This is a genomic window from Paenibacillus rhizoryzae (assembly GCF_059686995.1).
This window is the reverse complement of record NZ_JCAALT010000012.1, coordinates 86,213-109,259: the sequence shown is the minus strand read 5'-3', so window position 1 is coordinate 109,259 and position 23,047 is coordinate 86,213. Positions and strand designations below refer to the sequence as shown.

Genomic DNA, 23,047 nt, shown 5'->3' with positions numbered 1-23,047 from the left:
AGAAATGGAGTATTTCGCTTAAATAAGGCCCACAGGGTTCGTTAGCGCGAAACCACTGCATACAGGCAACTGCTCGCTCTTATCGATCAGCTGCCTTTGTAATCTCTATTCATTATCAGTTCTCAATTCTCTCTCAACTTCTCAAGAATTCTACGCTTCCGATACATCATCTTGCCCGTTTCGGCGACATTCTGAAGGGTGGACCGGTTTAGATAGGCGCCGAACAGGATGCCTGCGATTGGAATCATTTGAAACATCTTTTTCCATCCGAAGTTGTCTCTGTACGTAAGCATGACCTCACGCCATCCTTGCAGCTGGGACATGACCTGCCCGCTTCTCTCGCCGGAATGGAAAGCGGCGAGATCATCAAGAATCGCTTTCTTGCCTACGATGTCGGCGGAGGAAAACTGCATACACTTGACGATAAAAACCCGTTCCGACTGCTCGGTCGGGTCATAGCCATAGCTAATCGCAACCTCTTGCAGCGCTTTAAGTGAAATGCCCAGCAGAAGCGGAATGTCGATGGCAAGCGTGAATATACCACCGATTCCCGTAGTTGCGCCTTGCACCGTCGCCGCCTTGCTGCTTGATTGGATAATGCCATCGGCCATCTCATCCATTCTGCCTAGCGGAAGCTGACCGATTCGCTCGAAAGCAACGGCTTCATCCCGCTCTGCATTCGGAAAGAATCTATGGTACATCTGCTCCTTGCTGATCAGATAACGTCCGCCGCTCTGAACGTAGCTCCCTAGCTCGTCGAGCGCAGTGCCTATTTTATCCTGAATGAACTTGGGGGTGATCCGGTCCAGGAGGGCAAACGGCAGCCTGCCGAGCTTTTCCCAGAAGAACAGCCCTTTCTGATCCTGCTCCCATCGTTCGATTTGGCTTAATTCCTTTCTTAAATAATCTGTGGTTTCTGTATTCGTCATCATGGAGTAGACACCTCGTCTGGAAATTTCACTTTAGCCATTCATACTGTAAAATGCTCCGCGACGTTTCAACTAATTCGGATCAGCATGACAATCCTCTTAATGGAGCCTAACAGAAACAGGCCGCCAATCTCGGCAGCCTGTTCACAATAGGTTGGATTCATTCGCGATGCCCGCGCATCATGGCCCCTTCTTGGGGTAACCAATCCCAATAAATATTCGCGGTGAATTCGAGGTCAAGCCTGTCCTCTGCATAAAGACATACCAACGTATATCGGAACGATGTCTCTACGAATACCAGATGAAGCTCAAGCGTTTCATTGTCTTTCCATCTGAAGCAGCCCGCGACTTTCTTCCCCATGCCATCGCTATGCTCAGAGACGCGTAGATCGTTCATGACCCAGAAGCCGCGCCCTAGTTGGAGAGTTTGGTCCACGAAGTTTTTGCGAATGGCCAATACAGCTTCCCACTTATCGAACCGAATAGATATCTTATCGATATGCTCGCGGTTTGCCTCCATCGCATAGACCCTATCTCGGATCAGCCGCTCGACCTTGGAATGGGTTTCCTCGAGCCGCACATCGATTCGAAGATCTTTCAATCGATCGCTCAGTTCCTGATAAGAAGATTCATCTGGGGCTAAAATTTCCTGTGACATCCCTGGCAGCAGCGTCTCCCACACGGAGCTCACCAATTCGTGCTTATAGTCGGTCCCCGAGAACACCGCGAGCACGACATCTTGTTCAGGCATCACGAGGCAGAATTGGCCGAATGCGCCGTCCGCCCGATACGAGTTATGCCGGCATAGCCAAAATTGATAGCCATAACCATGCGTCCAATCGTTATCTCCCACTTCACCGTTGGAGACTTGATAGGCAGATGCCTCGTCGACCCAACTCGCGGGGAGCAGCTGCTTGCCTGCCCACTCGCCGCGTTGCAAGTAAAGCTGCCCAAACTTTGCAATGTCTTCGCTCGTTAGGGTGAAATTCGAGCCGCCGTACGCAATTCCTCGCGGGCACACATCCCACGTCACGTTCGACAAACCTAGCGGTAGAAATAAACGTTCATCGAGAAAGTTCGATTCCGATGTGGCCGCCTATGCTTCCTCAGTTTTGTACCCTATCACTCATACGCTGTCATATACTGGAAAGTTGCACTGTTCATTTCACTGGCAAGCCGCTTTATTAACACAAAAGAGACAGCTGAAGTCAGCTGTCTCTTTTCCATTTACAGATTTGCAGTTGTATGTGGCGGTGAATGTACGGCAAGCCCAATCACGACTATTCGGCTTCCCTTTTTATACTTTTGGAGCACCTTAGGAACCTTGTTTCCCTTTGCGTTAATAATACTAATCGTAAGTGAAGCGTTATTTTTCGTTGCCACATAAACGGCGCGGCCATTCGCGAAAATTCTTTTCCAGTTATTATCAAAGTAATAGACCTCATCCTTTAGATCCGACAAGGTATACCGCCGGGTTAACGCCAAGTGAACCACCTCCTTAACGTAAGTTATGTGGAGGTAGCTGATAATTCTTGGACCCTTCTATATCCACCTTAGAAATCGTTTATGGACCAATATCACCTCATTCTGCACTGCCCAATTGCCTAAATCCGAGATCCCCTGATCCTCATCCTTAGCGAATCTAAAGCACATATGAAGGGGGACAATCCTTTTCCCATGCGGCTTTATGCCAATCGTAGGTCTGAAATAACCCATGATGAAGATCACCTTCATATCCTTCGCTTGAATGTTATGGCCGTTTAAGACAAGTTGCCCGCTTTGCAAATAGAGCTCTGTTGGTTTCTTTAATGTTCTAACCACGGTGGTCAGCAAAACAACCAGACACAAAAGCAGCTCCGCAGCTGTAGCAGATATGGATATTACGTTCTCTGTGCGATTCCAAGAGTCGATCGCATGATAGATGAATAGGAAGATCATCATCGACATGGACAATATGATTCTGTTCCCGGAAGGATTTTTAACAATATGATGCTTGAAATCCAATTGTATTCCTCCCCGTCAACTAGCCAACTTGGACAAATCCTTCTGATTGCGATTCCAATCATAAAGCACTTTCCATTCCTTATTGTCCTCGGTCATAGTCAGTACGCCTGTTACTTTGACTTCCTTCGTAGCACCTTGATCATTGGTCAAGACTAGACTCATGTCATAGTCCAGAAACCTATTATCTTTAGCGTCTTTACTCGGTTCGATATGAATATTCTCTGCTTTGATCGTCGATTTCTCCTTCTGAGCGATTTGCAGAGGCAAGCCAATCACCCGATTCGCCATCTGAATTTGATAGAAATCATCTGCCAGCAACGGTTTCAATTCACTCGCCTTAGCCTGAACACTCTCGGGGAATGTTACCTTCCGGTAATCGTCCACATGATATTCGAGCTCTAAGTATGCCGTCGCAGCCTTAATTTTATCTTGCTTATCCGGATCTCCGAAGGTGCATCCAACCAATATAGAGAAAAGATTACCTATAATGATTACCGAGCTTGCATACTTTTGTTTCATAGCCAACCTCCAAGTACCGGAATTTTGTCCACCTACAGCCTTTCATGCACAACTTCCGTGTCGGCGATAAAATCATGAAGTGACCGTTTATCCTCGCGAGCCGCTACCATTGTTGCACTTACGATTAAGGCGATCCCTAGCGAGAGCGCATAGATCAAGCCGGTAACCACATTTCGCAGCAGCATGGTTGCAATACTCGGCGGTTCTCCGTCGCTCATTCTTATGATTCGAATTCCACAGATCCGCTTGCCAATCGTATAGCCATTCCAAAAAATCGGAGTAAGCAGTCCATACAGAAACGTAATAAAATCCGTAACATGCTCGGTTCCATATCCTCCGGTGATCATAACCGAAATGATGGTGAGCGGAACTCCTACGAGAAGCCCATCAAGAATCAGTGCGCCTAATCGAATCCAGAAACCAGCTGGTTCATTTGTGTTCAAAATAGGACCTCCTTCGTATCTGGGTTGCCGTTATAATTGCAGTAGCGGCGCTGCCGTTCAACTGTAAAATTAATCGAGCATTTGGTTTTGATATAATTTCCGTTTCTTGAAATATTTTACGCAATGCAGGATAATACGTTGCGCTTTAACTAACCGGTTATCACGTTTACCTAATTGTATTAAGTTCATTGGAGGGATGAAATTGAGGCGACTTATAATACTTTCACGTATCGTTCCGATAATCGGTGCTTTCCTACTCCTAATTACGGTTTCTGGAGTCATATGGTATCAGCATGCGGAACCGCTGCGATACACGGGTTTAACCGAATACACGGACTCCGTCGGCAATGAAAAGTTTTATACGATTGAAATTGTGAATAGCAGCAGTACAGACATCAACATTCAAAACGTGACAATCAACGGTCAGCGGATGTCTGATCGTGTTCAACTAGGCGTTACTTATGATTCGAACCACTTGGTGCAATATATGGGGGATCAGACAGACCCTGCGACTGAAGTTATGAACTTGCATGACGCCTCCATTCAACCGCAATTATCCGCCCGGGCGGTACGCGCCGTTCTCGCAAATCAAGCGAACTCTAATCATCGTACCCCGATCCATTACGGAATCGTCATTCGCTATGACAAAGAACCCTTAAAAGAAGTCACGATTCGGTATCGCTTTCTAGGTTTTACAAAGAAATTGCGTGTCGCCACTATTAGTTGAATAGCGGGAACGCACAAAGCTTGCCATAAAAAAAAGCCGCGATATACGCGGCCATCCATATTGTCGCAATCAACGTTTAAGCAGGTTGATATGATCGAGATTCGTACTGCTGTTGAAAATAAAATTGAGTTTGAATTTCCCACGGTTGTAGGTGATTTTCTGCTGCACCAAGGATCCATTCCGAATGATGACCGAGCTGGAAGGCGCTCCCCAATGTCCGATGAGTATGCGCTTCGTTATTCCGCCAATATTCGTCTCCCGCTCAATATCGGTCCCGAAGTAGCGAATTTCCCGTATTTTGTTTAGCTTATATGCGATGGCATAGCCGGGATGACCCATCTCCGAATGATAGAAATCAAACCCATCCGCGTCCGATCTCGGCGAGCCCGGTTTACCGACCTTGCCAATAACATCCTGACGAGTGCTGATCCCGATCTTCAGCCCACTCACCGCACCGGGAAATTGGCCAACCAATGCTGGCTTATAGAAGCTGTTTAACGTCTTCAGAGCCATCGCCGCGTCAGTACTGCTCGCTTGTCGCACTTTCCCTGCTACTTCTTTGGTGTCGGCGTGAGCGATAGCACCGGATGTGACGATTAGACTGAAAAGCGTTACACTAAGTGCAACTTTTGAAACTTGGTTTATCATTAAGATCCCTCCGGCGTTCAAATCGCTTAGATTGGATTTTCTGAGATATTTTACCCCGATGTCTGATGGATTACTCGAAGTTCTTACATTTACTCCTGCCTTGATCGACTAACATAGGCAAAAAAATAGCCCATCTATCCGCTGGAAGCACGGAAAGATGAGCCTAAACATGCATTAATAGAAATAATCGTATCCGCCGTATCCACCATATCCGTCATAATACCCGCCGTACCCGCCAAAGCCTGTGAACAGGCCAATTGCGAGTAAATCGAACAGCAACAATGGAAGAAGAAATTTCACTTTTACTGTTTTCCCTTTTTCCTGTGTAAGAATCACGCGGTTACCTTGAATTTGCGATAGTGTTCCTGTAACTACTGTTCCGTCTTTCTTGACCGCATAGATCTTTTTGCCATAATACTTCGAAAGCTCTTTTTTGCTAACAGTCATTCGTCATTCCTCCCTCTCAACTGCTTGACTACTCTATTAATCTATTCAAGTACACTGCAGGATGTTTGGGATTTTCATAGAATTACATGGACCCAATCTATAAGACAACTACGATGTCAATTTCGCTGCTCGCCTTTTGTTCATCGCGAATGAAATAAGTCCCATCACCAGCCCGATCGCCGTCCAAATGGCGGCCATCCATGGATGATAAAGTACAGTCCCGTTCGTATTCGCCAATGCGCCTCCAACACCGGCTCCGGTTGCTAATCCCAGATGCACAAACGATATATTCAAGCTGAGCACAAGGTTCGACGACTGCGGCGCTAATTGGACGAAGTACGTATTGATTGAAGGAGCCGTCACAAACATGCCAAATACCCACAATGTAAAAACCAGCAAGCTGAGCAGCAGTGATGCATGAACGGCAGGAAGTATGGCTAGAGCAATCGCACGTAAAGACAAAGCGAAGGCCAACAAACGCACGGCTCCCCACTTATCTACGCCAACTCCGCCTAATCGAGAACCGATCAAACCGAACATGCCGAATACTAACATGACCACACTGATGTCAACTGCTTGCATGTGCAGGATTTTCTGAAAATACAACGTCAAATACGTGTACATCACCGAGTCTCCGGCGCTCGAGAAGAAGGAAAGCAGCATCGCGCTGACGATAACCGTATTCTTGAGAACGGTAACCTGCTTTCGGAGAGGAGCCGGCGCATCTCCTTCAATGGTAGGCAATAAGCGACCCAGCCCGAGCAGAACGAATAAGCCGATGATGCCCATTAGAAGAAAAATCAACTTCCAACTCCACTCGCCCGCGATGGCGATACCTGCCGGCAAGCCAAGCACCATGGCGCCGCTGAATGCGAAAGCGATCAATCCCATCGCCCGGCCGATTGAGTCCGGGGACACTAATTTCGCTACCGAGCTCAACGCGACGACGCAGAATACGCCTGCGCTTAATCCCAGGATGACGCGTGACAGAAGCAGTAGCGCAAAAGTCGAACTCGCGTATGCCGCCAGGCATCCAACAATAAAAACAGCTAATGAAACGAGCAGCATTTGTTTACGCGCAACGCGTGAGGTCATCGCAATTACGATCGGAGTGCCGATACCGTAAGCCAGCGAATAGGCTGTAATTAATTGCCCGGCAAGGGCGACGGAGACATTCATGTCCGCCGCAATAGTGGACAGAATGCCGGATACGACGAGCTCCGCCGTCGCTACGAGGAAAGCGCCGAATGCCAAGAGGTACAGGTTTAGTCGGTTCATAAAGTCATCATTCCTTTGCTGGTAATCCGTGGAATAACCGGTTGAATTGATTATAATGAACCCACTATAATTAAGTAAGAAGGCAAATTTTTTGGACATTGTCCATTCATTTGGATCAACTAACCATTTGGTAAGTGGCATCCCCGGAGCAACACATAAGTGGAAGTAAGCTGGATTTTGAGAAGGTGGGGTTGAACGTATGAATATGGCAGCCAATAACGAAAACAGCACTCCGCATATATGCGAAGTGCTGCAAATTCTCGGGGATAAATGGGGATTTCTTGTCATCTCCGAGCTATCCAAAGGACCCAGACGATTTAAGCAGCTGCTCCGCGATGCCGGCGTAATCAAAACCCAGTCGTTGACGAATACGCTGCGCCACCTGGAGAAGACCGGTATCGTGCTCAGGCAAGTTTTCCCTACGGTCCCCGTGACCGTGGAGTATTCGCTGACCGATAAGGGAACCGATTTTCAGGCTGTCCTGCTAGAGCTGGATAAATGGGCTACCAAGTGGGCGAAGCCGTAACCTAATTACCGTAGATCTCAAAGTCATCAATCGAGTACGCATAGGTGGTTCCCCGCACGGATGTCTAGCTATAACTGCTCGTACTCTACAAAAGGATCGCCAATTTCGATGCGATACGCTTCGGCATCGCTCGCCCCCACATAGAGATCAGCCAGACCATTTGGCTTTCTCACAATGCCCCCGCTGAAGATAACATCCGTCAGATCAGGCCGCTTGGCCGCCCCTGCCGGGAAGCTGGACCGCCTTGCAATCATCTTCATAGCGGTTTTCTCAAACGTATCCGGATGAATGGCAAACGTCATCGCTTGATAATGCCGGTTCCCGTCGTCGTCGAAGGAAGCAATATGCCCCAGCACGCCTACTAAACCATTGGCGAGCAGGTGCGGTTCATTCGCTCCGCCCCACTCCGATGCCAAGAATTGATCTTGAAATACAGGTGCATTCGCAATTTGTTCTGCCGTAATGTCCTCCAGAGCCGCACATTTGAAGAAGCCGATCTTGCCTCTGCCGCCCTTCTCGCCCTGCGGTCTGGTCAGCACGCCGATTTCACCGCTTGCCAGCTCAACAAGGCGCACATCCTTCATGTGATCCGGCCCGGTCAAGAACAGCTCCAAGCTTGCGATATCCTGTCCCCGGTAAAACTCCGTTACCCATGAGATGATTTTCTCCGGATCGGCCGGATCCATAACGAGTTTGACTCCGCCGAAGATCAGCTCGCCTTTAATACGGGTGAAAAACGGATCCTGCAGTTCGTATGGCGCATGAGAGGGATGCGGTACCCATGAATCACCTTGCTGATGGAAGAAGACTACTTCGGATAGCTCGGTCTCACGGCTCTCGACGCGTCCCGCAAGGATGGATTCGCCTCTGTCCAAGAAGGGAGCTGCAATGTTGTATACGTCTCGGGGGCCAACTCCCTCAAACTTCAGCTGCACACCTGGTTGATCGCCTTTTGGCTGCTGTTCGAACTGCTCCAGCAATTCCGCGCAGCTCTGAGCTTCTGTATGCTTCTGTAACATGAACATTCGTGTCGTACCTCCTGTATCTGTAAATCCAGTGCTAATCTTCGTAAGGCGGTGTCCGGTACCCTCCGGCGTAAGTCGAATCCGGTTTGGCGAATTCGCCTAGGATGCCGCGGCGTAGAGGCGTTGTCCGATCCATAAGCTCGCCGTCATTCTCGAACCGATCGGAATAACGAAGCCATGGCGGACTGTAAATATAATGCATCGTGTACCGGTCATAGTCGTGATTATGCTCATGCGAACGATGCCAAACTGCATTATGGAACACCAGCGCTGAACCTGCGGGTGCACAAACCACATGACGTAACGGACATTCCTCCGTCCCTTTCCGGACGCTATCCGGCAATGGTACCCGGCTGCGATGGCTGCCCGGAATCATTTCCATGTTTCCTTTGCCCGGCTCGCTTTGGTCCGTCAGCAAGTATGATACTCTCAGTTGAAGCAGCGGAATCGGATGCCCCAGCAGCTTAAAGTCGAATGCGCTCGATCCATCCTGATGCCAACCGCCATGCTTACCGCCGGCAGGCTGAACCGTACACCAAGCGGATTGAAGAATGACATTATCGGAGCCATATAAGCCGCGTACCTTCGGCATCGCTGCCGGGTGATCAATAAGCCGCTCCAATGCCGGTTCGCTGGCATAACCTTCGCCGACCTGGTGGGCTCCGCCATTCTTCGGTTGATCGGCATGCAGACGCTGCGAGGCTTCCAGACATGCCGCAACCTCTTCCGGATTTAGTACATTCGGAATGACAAAATAACCCCAGGATTCAAACATAAATCGGTCAAGCTCCGTAAATTCTCCCGGTTTGACGATAGGCTCTAGCATTTCAATATCCTCCTTTGGAAAGCGCAAAGCTTCCATTCATGGATAACAAACAGGCTCCCAAGGAATTGAGAGCCTATTCGCCTTTTCATGCGATTGCTTATGTTATTGACCTTCGTATGGATTTGTTTTCAAGAACTCATTGAATTGTCTCTCAACTTCAGCAACAACCTTCTGGTACCCTGCTTTATCGAGCTGCTTCTGGATTTTCGCCAAATTGCCCGCTGCATCATCCAATACGCCATCGCCGATCCCGTATAGCTGCGAGCGAACCTCGCTGACCTTCGCAACCTCAGTCTTCACGCTGTCCGGCACGAAGCTGAAGCCGGCATTCGGTGCCTTATAGAAGAAGTTGGTATCGCCCAAGTTGTTCAGCATCGTTACAATATTGTCCGGTGTCTTGCTGTCATAGCGAACCATCGTTGGGTTCCAAGAAAGGGTGAAACCCGGGAAGTTGTAGTTAGTAGCCGCATCTACCGTTGCTGGAATGGAATACTTCGTCGTACCTTCCGCCTGCCAGTGCTTGCCGGCGATGCCGAACTCGAACAGATCATGATTCTCTTGGCTCGCAAACAACCAGTCAAAGAAGGCGATCGTGCGATCAATGTTCTTGGAGTTCGCAGGGATGGCAGCGAAGTTCCAAGCTTTAAAGTCGCTTCCCACTGCTTTAGGCGTACCCTCCATAAGACCCGGTGTAATCACGAATGCACCTAGCTTTGCCCCCGGAATCGACGTCTCCAACTGCTGGCTTTCCGAAGAATAAATATCAAGTGTACGTAACACCGATGCTGCCTTGCCGGACATAAATTGGCCATCCGGATCCTTCTGTGCCAGGATATCCTTCTCTAGATAGCCCTTCGTATACCATTCGCGGACCATTTTGAACCCTTTCAGAGGATCTATCGTATTCAGCGGTGCAGGAAGCAGCTTCAAGAATTCCGGATCGCTGTAGCCATCCACGGTCTTCGCTGCATAAGCCGTTCCGTCCGGTTTAATCGCGATACTGACCCCTGTACCCCCCATGTTCACCATTGCGTTATGCTTCTCCGTAAGCGGATTCGTCATGGAGAGCAGCAAATCGGACACCAGATCCGTATTGCCGTTCATCGTAAACGGTACAATCCCTTTGTCATTAGCAAGTACTGCATCGTAGAACTTCTCCAAATCCGCGAGTGATTTAATTTCGCCGATGCCGTACTTGTCAGCCATGTCTTTACGGTAGTAAATCGTACCGCCGCCACTGAAAGCATGCGTGAACGGAATACCATACACATGCGAGGAGCCGCTCTTGTCTGCGAAGCTGTTATTCTTGAGATATTCGGCCGTAAATGCTTTCTTCAGCCCAGGGTATTTATCATTATTGAAGTAGGAGTCCAGATTGACCAGCTGATCCTTTGAAATCATCTGGCTGATGTTCGGATTCGTCCATTGTGCCGTGAACACGCTGTCCACTTGCTCGCCGGCAGCCAGCTTCAGGGAAACCTTTTGGCCAATGTCATCGAATGTAGTGAAGTTGAAATGAATCTTCGTATTGAGCGTATCTTTCGTTTGTTCATAGAACTTGTCGAGCACAGCTTCCAGATCGTTAACGTTAGCGGTTGGAGAAGGCATGTAGAATTCAAGCGTAACTTCTTCAGGAGCCGTGCTTTCGGTTGTTTCTGCTGCGTTAGAAGTATTGTTGGCTGCCGCCGTATTCGTCTCGGCTGCCTTGTTCGTGGTGTTTGCGGCCTTATTGGCGTTATCCTCCGAATTGTTGCCTGAACAACCTGCTAATGCTGAAAGAGACAATGTCGCTGCAACAAGAAGCGCTGCGTTTTTATGCAACTTTTTCCTCATTTGTGTACCCCTCTCGTTCTGATTGGAACGCTATATGCTAACCGGCCTCCCGGTAATAGCCTGAACGAACGCCTTTATGAATCTGATCCAGCTCCTCTTATCCTTTGACTGCTCCGACCGTTAATCCTTTGATAAAATACTTCTGCAGAAATGGATAAAGTAAAACAATAGGGCCGATGGATACCATTGCTGTAGCTACTCGAATGCCAATGGTCGGCACCGTTGCACCGCCAAGAGCTGCCCTTGCTGCGGCACTTAGCGACGAGTTCAGAAACTCCGCCTGCTGCTGCAGTCGCATGATCAAGTACTGGAGCGTAAACAACTTCTGATCATCGATGAAGAGAAGAACGCGGAACCATTCGTTCCAATATCCCATCGCCGAGAATAAGCCGATGGTTGCGAGAATTGGCGCTGATAGAGGCAGAATAATTTTGAAATAGATATAGATTTCGCTTGCCCCATCGATCTTCGCCGACTCAGACAATGCCTCCGGCAAAGAAGAAAAGTAATTCTTCATCAGGAAAACGTTGAAGCCATTCAAGGCACCGGGGATGATTAACACCCAGATGTTGTTATGCAAATGCAGCATGCGCGTCGTTAGAATGTACGTTGGGACCAAACCACCATTGAACACCATCGTTACATAGGTGAAAAATGTAATGCGATGCCGATACTTCAAGGTGCTGACCGTCAGCGGGTAGGCCAGCGAGCTGGTAAGGAAGAGCGTCAGTATAACGCCGCCGATGGTCGTGATGATTGTAACGGAATAAGCCCGATATACACTCTGCGTTCCTGTGAATATGAGCTTATAGGCGGTCAGGTCGAACTGCGATATCCATAAGCTGTACCCATTGCGAATCAGCGCCAGTTCATTGGTGAACGAAGCGGCAAGTGCAATCCATAGCGGCAGCATGCAGATGAGCGCGAATCCGATGATGGTTATGTAGAAGACGGTAAGCAGCGTCCGGTCACCCATCGTCTTGTGGTGCATGGCGATTCCTCCTTCCTTTCAAGGCTGGCTCTTAGAACAGTGCCGAATCCTTCGATAGCTTGCGCGTGATGCCATTAGCGGAGAGTACGAGCAAGAAACCAACGACGGCTTGGAATAGGCCTACTGCCGATGACATCCCAATATCGTTGTTCATCCGAAGTGCGCGGTACACATACGTATCAATGACATCCGTCGTCGGTCGCAGCACCGGATTATCGCCTACAAGTGCGTAGATCATGCCGAAGTCACCGTAGAAAATGCCGCCGATCGACAAGATGAACAGCATGAGTGTCGTTGTCTTCAACATCGGTAGTGTGATGCGGGTAATCGATTGGAAACGGCTGGCACCGTCAATTCGGGCCGCTTCATACATCTCTTGATCCAGGCCGCTTATCGTTGCCAAGTAGATGACCGTGCCGAATCCTACACCCTTCCAGAGCCGAAGCAGGACTAGAATGAGCGGCCACCAAGAAGCATTTTGATAATAGTTGATTGGCTCTAATCCCAGTAAACCGAGTACATGATTGATAACACCCGCATCCGTGGAAAAGAGTGCGATCGAGAAGATCGAGATTACCGTCCAAGAAATAAAATTCGGCAGAAACATAAAGGACTGCGCGATTTTCTTAACCGCCTTGCTGCCGATTTCGTTCAGACCAATCGCCATAAACATCTGTACAGCGAGTCCTGTTATGATGAACAGGATGTTCAGATAGATCGTATTAATCGTGACCGTAATCCAATCGTTGGAGGTAAAGAAGAACTTGAAGTTCATGAGCCCTACGAACTCACTCTTCAGACCATAAAGTCCTGCCATCGGGTTGTAATCCACGAAAGACATGTAAAGTCCGGCCATAGGCAGATAATTGAAAACGATGAGAAACAGAATACCGGGTAAAGTGAGCAAATACAGATATCGGTTCTTCATGATCTCTCGCAAAAAGCTGTCTTTCTTCTTCCTCTCAGCCGCTGCCTTCGACTGCGTTTGCCGCTCAAGCGTTAGGGGAGCTGGCATGGTTGTTCCTCCTCTGATCCATCATTTGTGCATGCTCATCGTTGATTATTCAGCTGCTTGAGCCCAAGATTGGCTCTGATTGCTTCCATTGTGATCTCTGCGTAACCGATAGAGGTATCGCTTGCCCCGTAATAGATCTTCACTAGATCGTCTTCATGCAGAGCGCCGCAAGGGAAGATGACATTCCCGAAAAACCCTTCGAGCTCATAGTCCGCTTCCGGCTCCATGATCGGCTGCTCACTTCGTGCAAGGACTTTCCATGGCTCCTGCTTATCCAGCAGCAGTGCCCCGATGCAGTAGCGGTTGGACTTATCCGCTCCGTGATAGATCTCGAGCCAGCCCTCTTCGATTTCGAACGGGACTGCGCTGGCTCCGATTCGGCCGTCATCCCAGCACCCCGGCCTTACGCCAATCAGGTGACGGTGGTTGCCCCATTGCATGAGATCACTGGATTGTGCAATCCACATCTCTGGCTGTCCGTAGTGGGAGCAAGATGGACGGTGAAGCGCGTAGTAGCTGCCTCCGATCGATGACGGGAAGATTGCCACGTCTTTGTTATCGGGGTGAAAGATGTTTCCTTGTCTCTTAAACGTTATGAAATCTTCGGTTGTGATGAGTGATGTGCAGATGCCGTATGCAGAGATTGCAGAGTAGGTTATATAATAGATGTTGTCTATTAATGTAATGCGGGGGTCTTCGATGCCATAGCTCTCATATGGACCGTTTGGCAGTAGGGTAGGTTCAGGATCAATGGTGAAGTGAATGCCATCCGTACTCCTTGCCACTCTTAAGTGCGAGATGGACGTTAAGTAGTTCCGTTCAGGCGTGCGGATGACTCTTACATCAGAGAAGTCGTATTCCGGCTTGCGTTCTATCGCATGCAGCACGATACGGTCTTCGGCAGGATTATACAAGGGGGTTACGTAAACCTCGGGATCATCGTTAATTGGACGTTCAGCAACGCGCAGCAGCAGGATCGTTTCATTCAGATAGCGGGTAACTCCTGCATTGAATACCCCGATGACTTCCATATTCGGATTGGAAGCGTTAACATTTTGAGGTTGAATAATAGGATTACTCGGTGATCGCCTCGGTTTCGTCAAGGGCACACTCTCCTGTCTATTACTTACCTGTTGTCTCAGCTACATTTATTACCTTATGTAAGCGATTATAATTTAGGTTATTTATTCCTGTCAACGATTATAATTAAGTAATTTTTCCATCTGATATTTCGACTGTAACAGGTTGGAAATCCCTAATAAACCTAGTGAAACCGAGGGTTTTCGCGGACTAGCATGCTGTTAATCGCCCTCATGATCGTAACTACATCGTGAAAACCGGGAAAGTAACACGGAAAATATTAACTTTACAATTGACTTGTTAAGTAACTTTTTATAGTATCTAATTAGAAGTCAAAATGACATTATTAGGGGAAATTCGCATGCAGGTGGGTAAAGTTACGTTAGAAACCATTGCCGCGAAACTCGGCATTACGAAAGTCAGCGTATCTAAAGCTCTAAATAACCAGCCGGGTGTCAGCGAAGAGTTAAAACGACGTATTGTACAATCTGCCCGCGAGCTTGGCTACATAAAGAAGGGGAACGTCAAGCCTTCTGCCACAGTCTCCAAACTAGGACTTCTTGTACCTAAACGATTCTTTCTGGAGTCGGATAACTTTTATACGAAAATCTATTATTATACCAATCAGGAATGTGCCAAGAAGGATATCAGCCTATCCCTCTATGTGCTGGATCCCGAGCAAGAACAGAGCGGCTCACTTCCTCTCTCGCTCATTCAGAATCAGAACGAGCTGAATGGACTATTCGTAGCCGGCGAGGTCACTGCGGATTACATGAAGATCCTGCTAGACCTACCCTTTCCCGTTGTAGTGATTGACTTCTACAAAGCAGGCATGGCACTGGACTGCATTCTGGCCGATAACTATCAAGCCGGTTATACCGTAACGAATTACCTGATCCAGCATGGACATACGCGGATCGGTTTCGTCGGCAATCCCCAATTCACAACCAGCGTGATGGACCGCTATTGCGGGTATATTAAAGCGCTTACCTATCATCAGCTTGAGATTAATCCGAGCTGGCGAATTGTAAATAATGATATCAACAATTCTTATGTCATGGACTTCCAGCTTCCGGCCGAGCTCCCAACCGCATTCGTATGTCACTGTGACATGGCTGCCTACAAGCTGCTGCTCAAGCTGCAAAAGGAAGGCATTTCCGTGCCCGATGAGGTTTCCCTTATCAGCTTCGACAACACGGATTTAAGCCAGAGCGTTACGCCAGCTCTGACTTCGATGAATATAAGCAAACATGATTTTGCGACCGAAGCTGTTCATCGCATGCTATGGCGTATTAAGCATGAGAGCGCACAGAACAAGACGACGTATTTGCAAAGTACTTTGATCGTACGAGATTCCGTGAAACGGATGTAAGCTTGATGTCTTTGACGCAGCAAGGCTGCCGGCGCTATTTGCCCGGCAGCCTTGCTGCGTTCATATTCATTTACTAGGCTCATAGAATGAATAGAAGTATATAGTACCTCCAAACGGAGTGATGTAGAGAATGATTCTAGAGGCTGGGATTGTTAGCGTATCTGATGCGGATAGCAGAATCGTCCCTTTTCTATTTGTTGCGCTTGTGCTTATCTTTCTAGTTGAACAATGGATGAGGAGAAAATAAGTCTTAGAACCCGCCTCTCGAATGAATGACTTCGCCGGTAATCCATTGGGCATCGTCACTAGCGAGAAAAGCAATTAGACGTGCTGCATCTTCCGGAAGCCCGATCCGGCCCATAGGGAATTTGGGGAGTAAAGCTTCTTTCACCTCTTCGGACATCCAACCCGAGTCAGTAGGACCCGGATCGACAGCATTCACGGTTATGCCAAGCGGTGCCAGTTCTGCAGCCAGCGATTCGGTAAAAAAAGAAATAGCACCCTTTGTCGCGGCATAGGCAAGATTGCCAGGCATAGGGCCTTTCCCCTGACCGGAAGTGAGATTAATGATGCGTCCGCCGAAATGACTATGGGAAGCATGACTGATTTTCTCTGCCTCTATCATGCGGGCGAATTCAGCGGATAGCATGAATGTCCCTCTAACGTTCACAGCACAGTGTGCATCGATGAGAGCCTCGCTTAATTGCCGAAAATCCGCATCGACGCTATAAGTAGCGTTATTAATAAGGATGGTGGGCAAACCAATTTCTTTCCGTACTTCTCCCAGTAATAAGGACGCTGAACCCGAAATCGCAAGGTCCAACTTCATATGTCCAACTTTTATTCCCCATTGGCGCAGTTCCTCAGCAAAACGTTCAGGCCAGCTCTCGTCAGCATCATTCGGGTAAATGACTTTATCGTACTCATACAAGTGCGTAAAGAATACGCTGGCGCTTTCAGCTGCAAATGCCCGACAAATAGCGGCACCAATTCCACCGGGACGACTAACCCCCGTAACTATAGCGATTTTCCCTTGCAATCTTGTCATTACAGATTTACCTCCCGTTATCGAAAACGCAGCTAGCGTAATAGCTGGTCCGGAATACTTGTAGGCTTTCACCCCTGTCAGCCCAGATGAGTATCTTATGGGTGAAGTTACTTTTGATAAAACGGGGTGCTCGGTTTGGGATACTTTGTTCCTGTTGAACCAGGTGTGAAAATATATGTAGAGGATATCAACCCGCAGGGGAATAAGACAATACTTTTTATCCATGGCTGGCCGTTAAACCATAAGCAGTTTGAATATCAGTTTAATTATCTTCCCACAAAGGGTTATCGTTGTATTGGTATTGACTGGAGGGGCTTCGGTAATTCCGATAAACCATTTAGCGGTTACAATTTTGACCGATTAGCAGATGATGTTCGTGCAGTAATCGATGCGCTTCAATTAAAAAACATCATACTTGCGGGACACTCCACAGGAGGCTCGATCTCGATTCGATACATGGCCCGGCATCATGGGCATGGAGTTTCGAAACTGATCCTAATCGATGCAGCATCCCCAACTAGCGTTCCGAAAGAAGCGGCAAACAAATTCATTGCAGAAACGAATACGGATCGTCCTAAAATGTTACGGGATGCCACGGATATCTTTTTCTTTCAGTATATAACAGGACCGTCCGCAGATTGGTTCTTTCAGCTTGGACTAGAAGCAGCAAATTGGTCCACCTCCGCCATCATGGCTACGCTCAGAGATGAGAATGTATACCATGATCTTAGTCAAATAGCGGTACCTACCTTAATCATTCACGGCATCCATGATAAAGTCGTTCCGTTTACCAATGGGCAGGAAACCAATAAGCTAATAAAAAATTCGCAATTGGTTCCGTTTCTATATAGCGGTCATTGTGCCTTTCTGGAAGAGCGTGACAGATTCAACCAAGTCATTACTCAGTTTATGGGATGATCGGCTAATCTTATTGAATGACATCCGCTGCAGGCAATATAAGATAGACGGCATCAATTTCATTGTTCTCATGAAGGAGTGCATGTGCAATCCGATGTCCCCCATCAATTAATTGTCCTTCTGAACATAATAATATGGGGTACTCCATGTTTGCGTTGATAATCCGCTGACAATGAAGGGCAACATTGCGTATCGTTGGAATTGGTGTATTCCTGCTACCCGCAAACCAACAATCCTGATCAAGTTCCTTGATTGTATCAATCTTGATTCTATGAACGGGTAAGTTCTTAGCTAGCTCCCATAGTTTTTCCACGTCCCAGACATGCCGCCTTCCGTCGACGATCCTACCGTGTTTATGCTTCATTCGCGAAAGTAGATCTTCCATCATAATACCACCCGTTTCATGATAGTTGTTCGAGGGTTACATTCAGGGAATAAGTGCTTCCAGCAATTCCTTCCGATACTGATTAGCTATTGGGTCATACACCCCGAAGCCCGAGCAAAATTCCCAATAAGCCCAGCTGAAACCGTGCTTCTCCGCTTCCTCTCGCACAAAGGACGTCCAACGTGCCCGTGAAGGCATATCGGCTTTGCTGTACGCGCCGAATTCGCCAAGATAGATCGGGCGATGATTTTCCTTTGCCCAGCTGTTCACCTTATCAAAGGCTTCCACGATCGAATTGGGACCTGCCGGATTCGTTTCCACCGGTTCCGTATTGTAATCTTGGAACCAATCGTCCACCCAGTTCACCTGCTTGGCGGAAGTGATCGGTTCCACCTTCTGCGCCGGAGGACCTGGCCAAATGACGCCGATGGTACCGACCTCCGGCCCTCCCCATTCTGCTCCCTGGTGGGTGAAGAGAAAAGGATCGTAATAATGGAACGTAACGATAACGTTCTGTTCGTTAACCGGAATGTCGAGCGACACAAGATCAGCGTAATTGCTCCAGTTGACGGAGCCGATAATGACCGTATGCCATTGATCCTCGCTTCGAATCGTATCGAGCGCTTTCTTCAGCATTTTATTCCATTTTGACCAGGTCAGAGAACCGTTTGGTTCATTGAGCATTTCAAAATACACATTGCCGGGAAGCTCCTTATACCGTGCCGAAATTTGCTTCCATAGCGCCAGAAAACGAGTCTCCTGCTCATCTGGATTCAGATAGATCTCATCGAAATTGTGCATGTCAAGAACTACGTTCAGCTCCTGCTTCAGCGCCTGGTCGATGACCCAATCCATGCGTTCGAAAAACTTGGCGTCAATAGCGAATGGAGCTTGCGCGTCCGCATGCGCCGACCATTTAATCGGAACGCGGACCGTTTCGAAGCCTGCATCCTTGATCGTCTTGAAGTAGCTTTCCTGTAGAATAACTCCCCATTGCCCTTCTATCGGCGCCTCAAGCGCGTTGCCAAGATTGACTCCTCTCCCGAGCTGTTTCGCCTGTTGAAATACATCAAGCGGCGCCGACTGCGGGTCACGCTTCGGCAGCTTCGGGTCCGGCGTAGTCGCGGGCAAAGCAGCCGGAGTCGGATCGGGAGACGGCGTATTCTCCTCCGCTTTGCTCGCCGGAGATGGTGTATTCTCCTCTGCTTTGCTGGCCGTCGGCGTGGCATTCTCCGTCTTGGTCGATACCTCATCCCCTAGGTTTTGCGTGCCACCCTTACACCCCGTTGCCAATATAAACATGAGCAGTAAGACAACGAGCGCAATACTCCATTTTCTCAATTTCGCGGCCCCCCCTGAAGTAATTCATTCTAAATACTTTTCTAAAATGAAGATCACTTCTCTTGGATTGTATTTGCGTATTAGTTCTTCTCTTCGTAAAATCCCGCTTTCATAGTCATCTACTCGGACTCTCTCCATTTCTTCCAGATTTGAACCTTTGACTACCAGTTCCGTTGGTTTAAATCCATTTTTCAAATAAAAAGCTTCTACTTTGGGATCATCCGCTGAACCTACACCAATTCTATCATAGCTTCTTTTCTTCACCGCAGTTTCAAAGATCCGCAGCATGTTTGTTCCCAGCCCAACTCTAGCATATTTCTTTGTAACATCCAGATTAACCGCGATCCCATTCAGATTAATGACTGCATCATTTCTCTTAGAAGGACTTCCATAGCAGATACCAACCACTTCACTACCATCCACGGTTACGAAGTACAAGTCAGGAGCGCTATTCACCCTTTGCATAAAATCTTCAAAGATTTCTACATCCAAATACTCGCACTGAAATGCATGCGCTTGCTCATAATCACTTTCCTCGATTAATCGTATCTTTTTCTCCATCAGGCAACCCTCCGTATTGATAAATACGCCGTTACTCCGCTATTCGCACATATACCCGATCATGATACTTTTCTACTGCCACAGGGGATTCGAAAAACTGGCTGAGACCGCCTGTCGTCAGGACGTCTTCCGTTCGCCTGCTGCGCACGACCTCGCCGCCTCGGATGAGCAGCGCATGCGTGTAAGGGTGGTTTCGTATTGTCATACAGAATGTCAATCATGTTCGCGTCCTTTCGATGCGGCATACCACTCCACGATTCCCCATTCGCGGATGATTTCTCGTCCTATGTCAGATGGCAGCTTATTCTCAGTGTCTACGATTACATTCTCCAATTTCTTTTCGGCGAGTTCCTTGGTGAGTTGGGTTGAGCGCTGTAGATGCCAATTTAGTGAATCGATGGTTTTTTCCCTGCCACGAATCCGATCATGGTTGACTTCAAGTGACGCAACAAGGCGTACTACGAATAGTTCAGCTCCCGGTATTGATAAACGCATCTTGTTCAGATGTTCTGTGCTCTCCATTACACTTGGTATGATTAGACACTTTGCTCCAATAGATAGATAGTTTGTCCAGACAGCAGCAAGATTTTTAAACCCAAGCTCCATGTTAAAAGGATCTTCTGATGGTGTAGGGAATGCACGCCTCACATCATCGAGGTCGACTACCGCATGCGGAAGCATAAAGTCATGCTCCAATATTTCGGATATGGCATCTGCGGTACTCGACTTTCCAATGCCAACAGGTCCAATAATATTCAGCACGGGAACAATCCAATCTCTCGTGTTCATAGAATCCACTCCAGTAATTGTGTAGGTTATCTATTTCATTCGTTTGGAAATTGGATGATTCTCTTCCATCTCCACTAAATCCCACAGGTTTCCATATAAATCCTTAAATACTGCTACGGTACCATAGGATTGAGTTTGTGGTTCTCTCACAAATTCCACTCCTCTTGAGATCATTTCATTATAATCTCTCCAAAAATCATCTGTGTTTAGAAACAGAAAGACTCTACCGCCGGACTGGTTGCCTATAAACAGTTCTTGTTCAGGTTTTGATGCTCTTGCAAGTAAAATGGTGGTACCAACTGAACCGGGCGGAGATACCACTACCCACCGTTTATCTTGCTCCGGCTGATACGTATCTTCAACCAATATGAAATTCAACTTCTTCGTATAGAATTCAATGGCCTCGTCGTACTCTTTTACAACAAGAGCGATATGTATGATGGATTGAACCATATTCCAAACTCCCCTTATGGTCTATATTGTTTCAACTTACAACTTTTCTTTGCTAAAAGAAACCACGCCAAGTTGTTCATCATCATTGAACCCTTTACATTTTGATAATTGAACATCAATATACTCACTGTCTCTATCGTGAATCCGAATTGATTTACAAACATACTCCGTCTTGATTTTGTTGTTTGGATACCATGCATCTCTTGAATTATCTACGATCCACTTAATTTCTTTGCCATTCGAAATTACGTCATGTATGGCCGGTCCACTGTCGAATCCTTGCTCTATAATCATTAAGTTGTCTCCTAGACCACCTTCGAATCTTTTCACCACTTTCTCTATTCGTTCCAGGTCGGCTTTGTCAAAATTAGAAATAACCGAATTTGTGGCAGTATCACTCTCTTTATTTGATTCAGTATCAAACGCAAAAATATAAATAAGCAGAGCAACAATAATAACTGATTGTGTGATAATTATGGTTTTTATCGTATTGATTTTAATCATAGCCACCTTCCGCATCTTTAACATGCAAAATTTCCCTAACTAGACTTATAGACTCGAATAGACCTCATTTGTTGCGTTATCCATCCCATTAGTTGAGCAAAGGCAGCAGATCCTTAGTGATCAGCTGCCTTTGTTTTAATAATTAGGTGCGTCTTGCAGCGGCTTTTGAGAGTAGGACACTAACAATCAAAACAAATATGCACATTAGAAATGCCAAAGTGCCCAGCCACCTGTTATAGCTAAATAAATCAAAATAATAATATCTAGAATCAGGAACCTGAATAACCGCCGGATCTATCCACCTTACTACATGAGGGATTACATAAATCCAACTGAAAATCGGTATCCCGTATGTTCCGGTCAGCTAAACACGAAAAAAGCACGCTGGAATATAAGCAAATTGTTCCACATTGGACGTGTTCATTATCCCCTGTAGCCACAGATAGATAGTTCCCCCAAGCCGCCTGACGAACACTCCGGATTCACTCTCAACTCCCAACTCGCCTCATAACGCAGAGCAATGGAACCTTCGTAACGAACCCCATCGAAATGACAACAATGTATTTAAGTAATGACTTAATTAATCGTGAGACAGTAGCCAACGCACACGCATTCTCCTTTGCCCATACAATGGAATAGGCATTTTGAGAATGATGAGGAGGCAGAGCCGACATGCATTTCGAATCGACCTTACGGTCGAATATTGTTGCGGCAGCCAAGGAGTTGCAAAGCAGCCCCGCGGGATTCGCTACGTTTAAGAAGTCGTTTTGTAATGAGAAGTATTGGACATTGACGGATGAAGGAGGATTTCAGCTCAAGGATAGTGTCATGCCGGCCGAGGCCATCCAAGATATATTCTCAAACGGGAAAAAATACGGCTTCGAGTGTGCGACTGCCGTTATCATCGTTCTTTACAAAGGCGTTCTGGATTCGCTCGGAGAAACCCCGTTTAATCGATTGTTTCAAAATCTGTACCTGCACTCCTGGCAAGCAGACAGCGACCTTGGACTGATTACCGAAGACACGCCAAGCTCGAATGCAAAGCCCGGTGACGTGTTATATTTCAAAAACCCGGAAGTTAATCCAGAGAAAATGGAGTGGCAAGGTGAGAATGTCATCATGCTGAGCGACGACCTTTATTTCGGACACGGAATTGGTATCAAATCCGGAGAGGGTATTATCGCTTCATTGAACAAACGCCGCATTGCGGATGCAACGAAATCCGCCTATTTGGAAGATCGGCTGGTTTATCCTGATTTCTACCATCTATCCCAATACGCTCCGGCTGATATGCGCTTGTACTACAATACAACCAGATGGCCAAACCCGAATGCAATAGGTGTAAGCATCGGCGCACGAAGATACATCCGGCATTAGCATAAAGG

The 23,047-nt window shown here is 47.4% G+C and carries 26 protein-coding genes and 1 pseudogene; 5 read left to right on the top strand and 22 right to left on the bottom strand.

Annotated elements, in window-relative coordinates; genetic code table 11:
- Window positions 1-122: 122 nt before the first annotated feature.
- The 5 genes and pseudogenes from AC6ESO_RS27035 to AC6ESO_RS27015 all read right to left on the bottom strand — a co-directional run bounded on the left by AC6ESO_RS27035 (window position 123) and on the right by AC6ESO_RS27015 (window position 3,898).
- Window positions 123-929: an EcsC family protein gene (locus AC6ESO_RS27035; RefSeq protein WP_497094145.1), complete on the bottom strand. Its 807-nt coding sequence runs from the start codon at window positions 927-929 to the stop codon at window positions 123-125.
- 160 nt (window positions 930-1,089) lie between these two features.
- Window positions 1,090-1,998 (bottom strand): annotated as a pseudogene (locus AC6ESO_RS27030) (serine hydrolase domain-containing protein); the annotation flags it as partial.
- A gap of 473 nt (window positions 1,999-2,471) precedes the next feature.
- A complete protein-coding gene (locus AC6ESO_RS27025; RefSeq protein ID WP_497094104.1) occupies window positions 2,472-2,933 on the bottom strand; it encodes a hypothetical protein in 462 nt (153 codons plus the stop codon).
- 15 nt (window positions 2,934-2,948) lie between these two features.
- Window positions 2,949-3,452: a hypothetical protein gene (locus AC6ESO_RS27020; protein WP_497094103.1), complete on the bottom strand. Its 504-nt coding sequence runs from the start codon at window positions 3,450-3,452 to the stop codon at window positions 2,949-2,951.
- A gap of 32 nt (window positions 3,453-3,484) precedes the next feature.
- On the bottom strand, window positions 3,485-3,898 hold the full coding sequence (locus AC6ESO_RS27015) for an RDD family protein (RefSeq protein WP_497094144.1): 414 nt from the start codon (window positions 3,896-3,898) through the stop codon (window positions 3,485-3,487).
- Window positions 3,899-4,097: 199 nt separating this feature from the next.
- On the opposite strand from AC6ESO_RS27015, the gene AC6ESO_RS27010 reads away from it, so the two are divergent.
- Complete coding sequence (locus AC6ESO_RS27010) at window positions 4,098-4,622, top strand: hypothetical protein (RefSeq protein ID WP_497094102.1); 525 nt, start codon at window positions 4,098-4,100, stop codon at window positions 4,620-4,622.
- Between the two features lie 69 nt (window positions 4,623-4,691).
- Here AC6ESO_RS27010 and AC6ESO_RS27005 read toward each other — a convergent pair whose 3' ends face one another.
- The 3 genes from AC6ESO_RS27005 to AC6ESO_RS26995 form a co-directional block, all read right to left on the bottom strand.
- Window positions 4,692-5,270: a DUF4309 domain-containing protein gene (locus tag AC6ESO_RS27005; protein WP_494817898.1), complete on the bottom strand. Its 579-nt coding sequence runs from the start codon at window positions 5,268-5,270 to the stop codon at window positions 4,692-4,694.
- A 174-nt stretch (window positions 5,271-5,444) separates the two neighbouring features.
- Window positions 5,445-5,717: a hypothetical protein gene (locus AC6ESO_RS27000; RefSeq protein WP_494817897.1), complete on the bottom strand. Its 273-nt coding sequence runs from the start codon at window positions 5,715-5,717 to the stop codon at window positions 5,445-5,447.
- 108 nt (window positions 5,718-5,825) lie between these two features.
- Window positions 5,826-6,995 carry an MFS transporter gene (locus AC6ESO_RS26995; RefSeq protein WP_497094101.1) on the bottom strand — a complete coding sequence of 390 codons (1,170 nt, stop codon included), beginning with the start codon at window positions 6,993-6,995 and terminating at the stop codon, window positions 5,826-5,828.
- A 199-nt stretch (window positions 6,996-7,194) separates the two neighbouring features.
- Between AC6ESO_RS26995 and AC6ESO_RS26990 the strand changes: the two genes are divergently transcribed.
- Entirely contained in the window at window positions 7,195-7,521 is a 327-nt protein-coding gene (locus AC6ESO_RS26990) for a winged helix-turn-helix transcriptional regulator (protein WP_497094100.1), read from the top strand.
- 68 nt (window positions 7,522-7,589) lie between these two features.
- Here AC6ESO_RS26990 and AC6ESO_RS26985 read toward each other — a convergent pair whose 3' ends face one another.
- From AC6ESO_RS26985 to AC6ESO_RS26960, 6 genes are all read right to left on the bottom strand, one after another.
- Entirely contained in the window at window positions 7,590-8,540 is a 951-nt protein-coding gene (locus tag AC6ESO_RS26985) for a DUF1861 family protein (RefSeq protein ID WP_497094143.1), read from the bottom strand.
- Between the two features lie 40 nt (window positions 8,541-8,580).
- Entirely contained in the window at window positions 8,581-9,372 is a 792-nt protein-coding gene (locus AC6ESO_RS26980; protein WP_497094099.1) for a phytanoyl-CoA dioxygenase family protein, read from the bottom strand.
- Window positions 9,373-9,474: 102 nt separating this feature from the next.
- Entirely contained in the window at window positions 9,475-11,205 is a 1,731-nt protein-coding gene (locus AC6ESO_RS26975) for a DUF3502 domain-containing protein (RefSeq protein ID WP_497094098.1), read from the bottom strand.
- A 97-nt stretch (window positions 11,206-11,302) separates the two neighbouring features.
- Window positions 11,303-12,196, bottom strand: coding sequence for an ABC transporter permease subunit (locus tag AC6ESO_RS26970; RefSeq protein ID WP_494817892.1), 894 nt, complete (start codon window positions 12,194-12,196; stop codon window positions 11,303-11,305).
- A gap of 31 nt (window positions 12,197-12,227) precedes the next feature.
- The gene (locus AC6ESO_RS26965) at window positions 12,228-13,211 is read right to left on the bottom strand and encodes an ABC transporter permease (protein ID WP_497094097.1); all 984 of its coding nucleotides are present in this window, start codon (window positions 13,209-13,211) and stop codon (window positions 12,228-12,230) included.
- A 35-nt stretch (window positions 13,212-13,246) separates the two neighbouring features.
- A complete protein-coding gene (locus tag AC6ESO_RS26960; protein ID WP_497094096.1) occupies window positions 13,247-14,314 on the bottom strand; it encodes a glycoside hydrolase family 130 protein in 1,068 nt (355 codons plus the stop codon).
- Window positions 14,315-14,652: 338 nt separating this feature from the next.
- On the opposite strand from AC6ESO_RS26960, the gene AC6ESO_RS26955 reads away from it, so the two are divergent.
- Window positions 14,653-15,663 carry a LacI family DNA-binding transcriptional regulator gene (locus AC6ESO_RS26955; RefSeq protein WP_497094095.1) on the top strand — a complete coding sequence of 337 codons (1,011 nt, stop codon included), beginning with the start codon at window positions 14,653-14,655 and terminating at the stop codon, window positions 15,661-15,663.
- A 250-nt stretch (window positions 15,664-15,913) separates the two neighbouring features.
- Here AC6ESO_RS26955 and AC6ESO_RS26950 read toward each other — a convergent pair whose 3' ends face one another.
- Window positions 15,914-16,711, bottom strand: coding sequence for an SDR family oxidoreductase (locus AC6ESO_RS26950; protein ID WP_497094094.1), 798 nt, complete (start codon window positions 16,709-16,711; stop codon window positions 15,914-15,916).
- Between the two features lie 135 nt (window positions 16,712-16,846).
- Here AC6ESO_RS26950 and AC6ESO_RS26945 point away from each other — a divergent pair, with 135 nt between their 5' ends.
- Window positions 16,847-17,629: an alpha/beta fold hydrolase gene (locus AC6ESO_RS26945; protein ID WP_497094093.1), complete on the top strand. Its 783-nt coding sequence runs from the start codon at window positions 16,847-16,849 to the stop codon at window positions 17,627-17,629.
- Window positions 17,630-17,639: 10 nt separating this feature from the next.
- On the opposite strand, the gene AC6ESO_RS26940 is transcribed toward AC6ESO_RS26945, so the two are convergent.
- The 7 genes from AC6ESO_RS26940 to AC6ESO_RS26910 all read right to left on the bottom strand — a co-directional run bounded on the left by AC6ESO_RS26940 (window position 17,640) and on the right by AC6ESO_RS26910 (window position 21,662).
- Window positions 17,640-17,942: a hypothetical protein gene (locus tag AC6ESO_RS26940; RefSeq protein ID WP_497094092.1), complete on the bottom strand. Its 303-nt coding sequence runs from the start codon at window positions 17,940-17,942 to the stop codon at window positions 17,640-17,642.
- A 114-nt stretch (window positions 17,943-18,056) separates the two neighbouring features.
- The gene (locus AC6ESO_RS26935) at window positions 18,057-19,355 is read right to left on the bottom strand and encodes a glycoside hydrolase family 5 protein (RefSeq protein ID WP_497094091.1); all 1,299 of its coding nucleotides are present in this window, start codon (window positions 19,353-19,355) and stop codon (window positions 18,057-18,059) included.
- 24 nt (window positions 19,356-19,379) lie between these two features.
- Window positions 19,380-19,916 carry a GNAT family N-acetyltransferase gene (locus AC6ESO_RS26930; RefSeq protein WP_497094090.1) on the bottom strand — a complete coding sequence of 179 codons (537 nt, stop codon included), beginning with the start codon at window positions 19,914-19,916 and terminating at the stop codon, window positions 19,380-19,382.
- Between the two features lie 31 nt (window positions 19,917-19,947).
- Window positions 19,948-20,121, bottom strand: coding sequence for a hypothetical protein (locus tag AC6ESO_RS26925; RefSeq protein ID WP_497094089.1), 174 nt, complete (start codon window positions 20,119-20,121; stop codon window positions 19,948-19,950).
- Between the two features lie 8 nt (window positions 20,122-20,129).
- Entirely contained in the window at window positions 20,130-20,705 is a 576-nt protein-coding gene (locus AC6ESO_RS26920) for a hypothetical protein (protein ID WP_497094088.1), read from the bottom strand.
- Window positions 20,706-20,735: 30 nt separating this feature from the next.
- Window positions 20,736-21,158 (bottom strand): VOC family protein, encoded by a 423-nt coding sequence (locus tag AC6ESO_RS26915; RefSeq protein ID WP_497094087.1) that lies wholly within the window; start codon window positions 21,156-21,158, stop codon window positions 20,736-20,738.
- 36 nt (window positions 21,159-21,194) lie between these two features.
- Entirely contained in the window at window positions 21,195-21,662 is a 468-nt protein-coding gene (locus AC6ESO_RS26910; protein WP_497094086.1) for a DUF4362 domain-containing protein, read from the bottom strand.
- A gap of 672 nt (window positions 21,663-22,334) precedes the next feature.
- Between AC6ESO_RS26910 and tgl the strand changes: the two genes are divergently transcribed.
- The gene (tgl, locus tag AC6ESO_RS26905) at window positions 22,335-23,039 is read left to right on the top strand and encodes a spore coat transglutaminase TGL (protein ID WP_497094085.1); all 705 of its coding nucleotides are present in this window, start codon (window positions 22,335-22,337) and stop codon (window positions 23,037-23,039) included.
- Window positions 23,040-23,047: the final 8 nt, after the last annotated feature.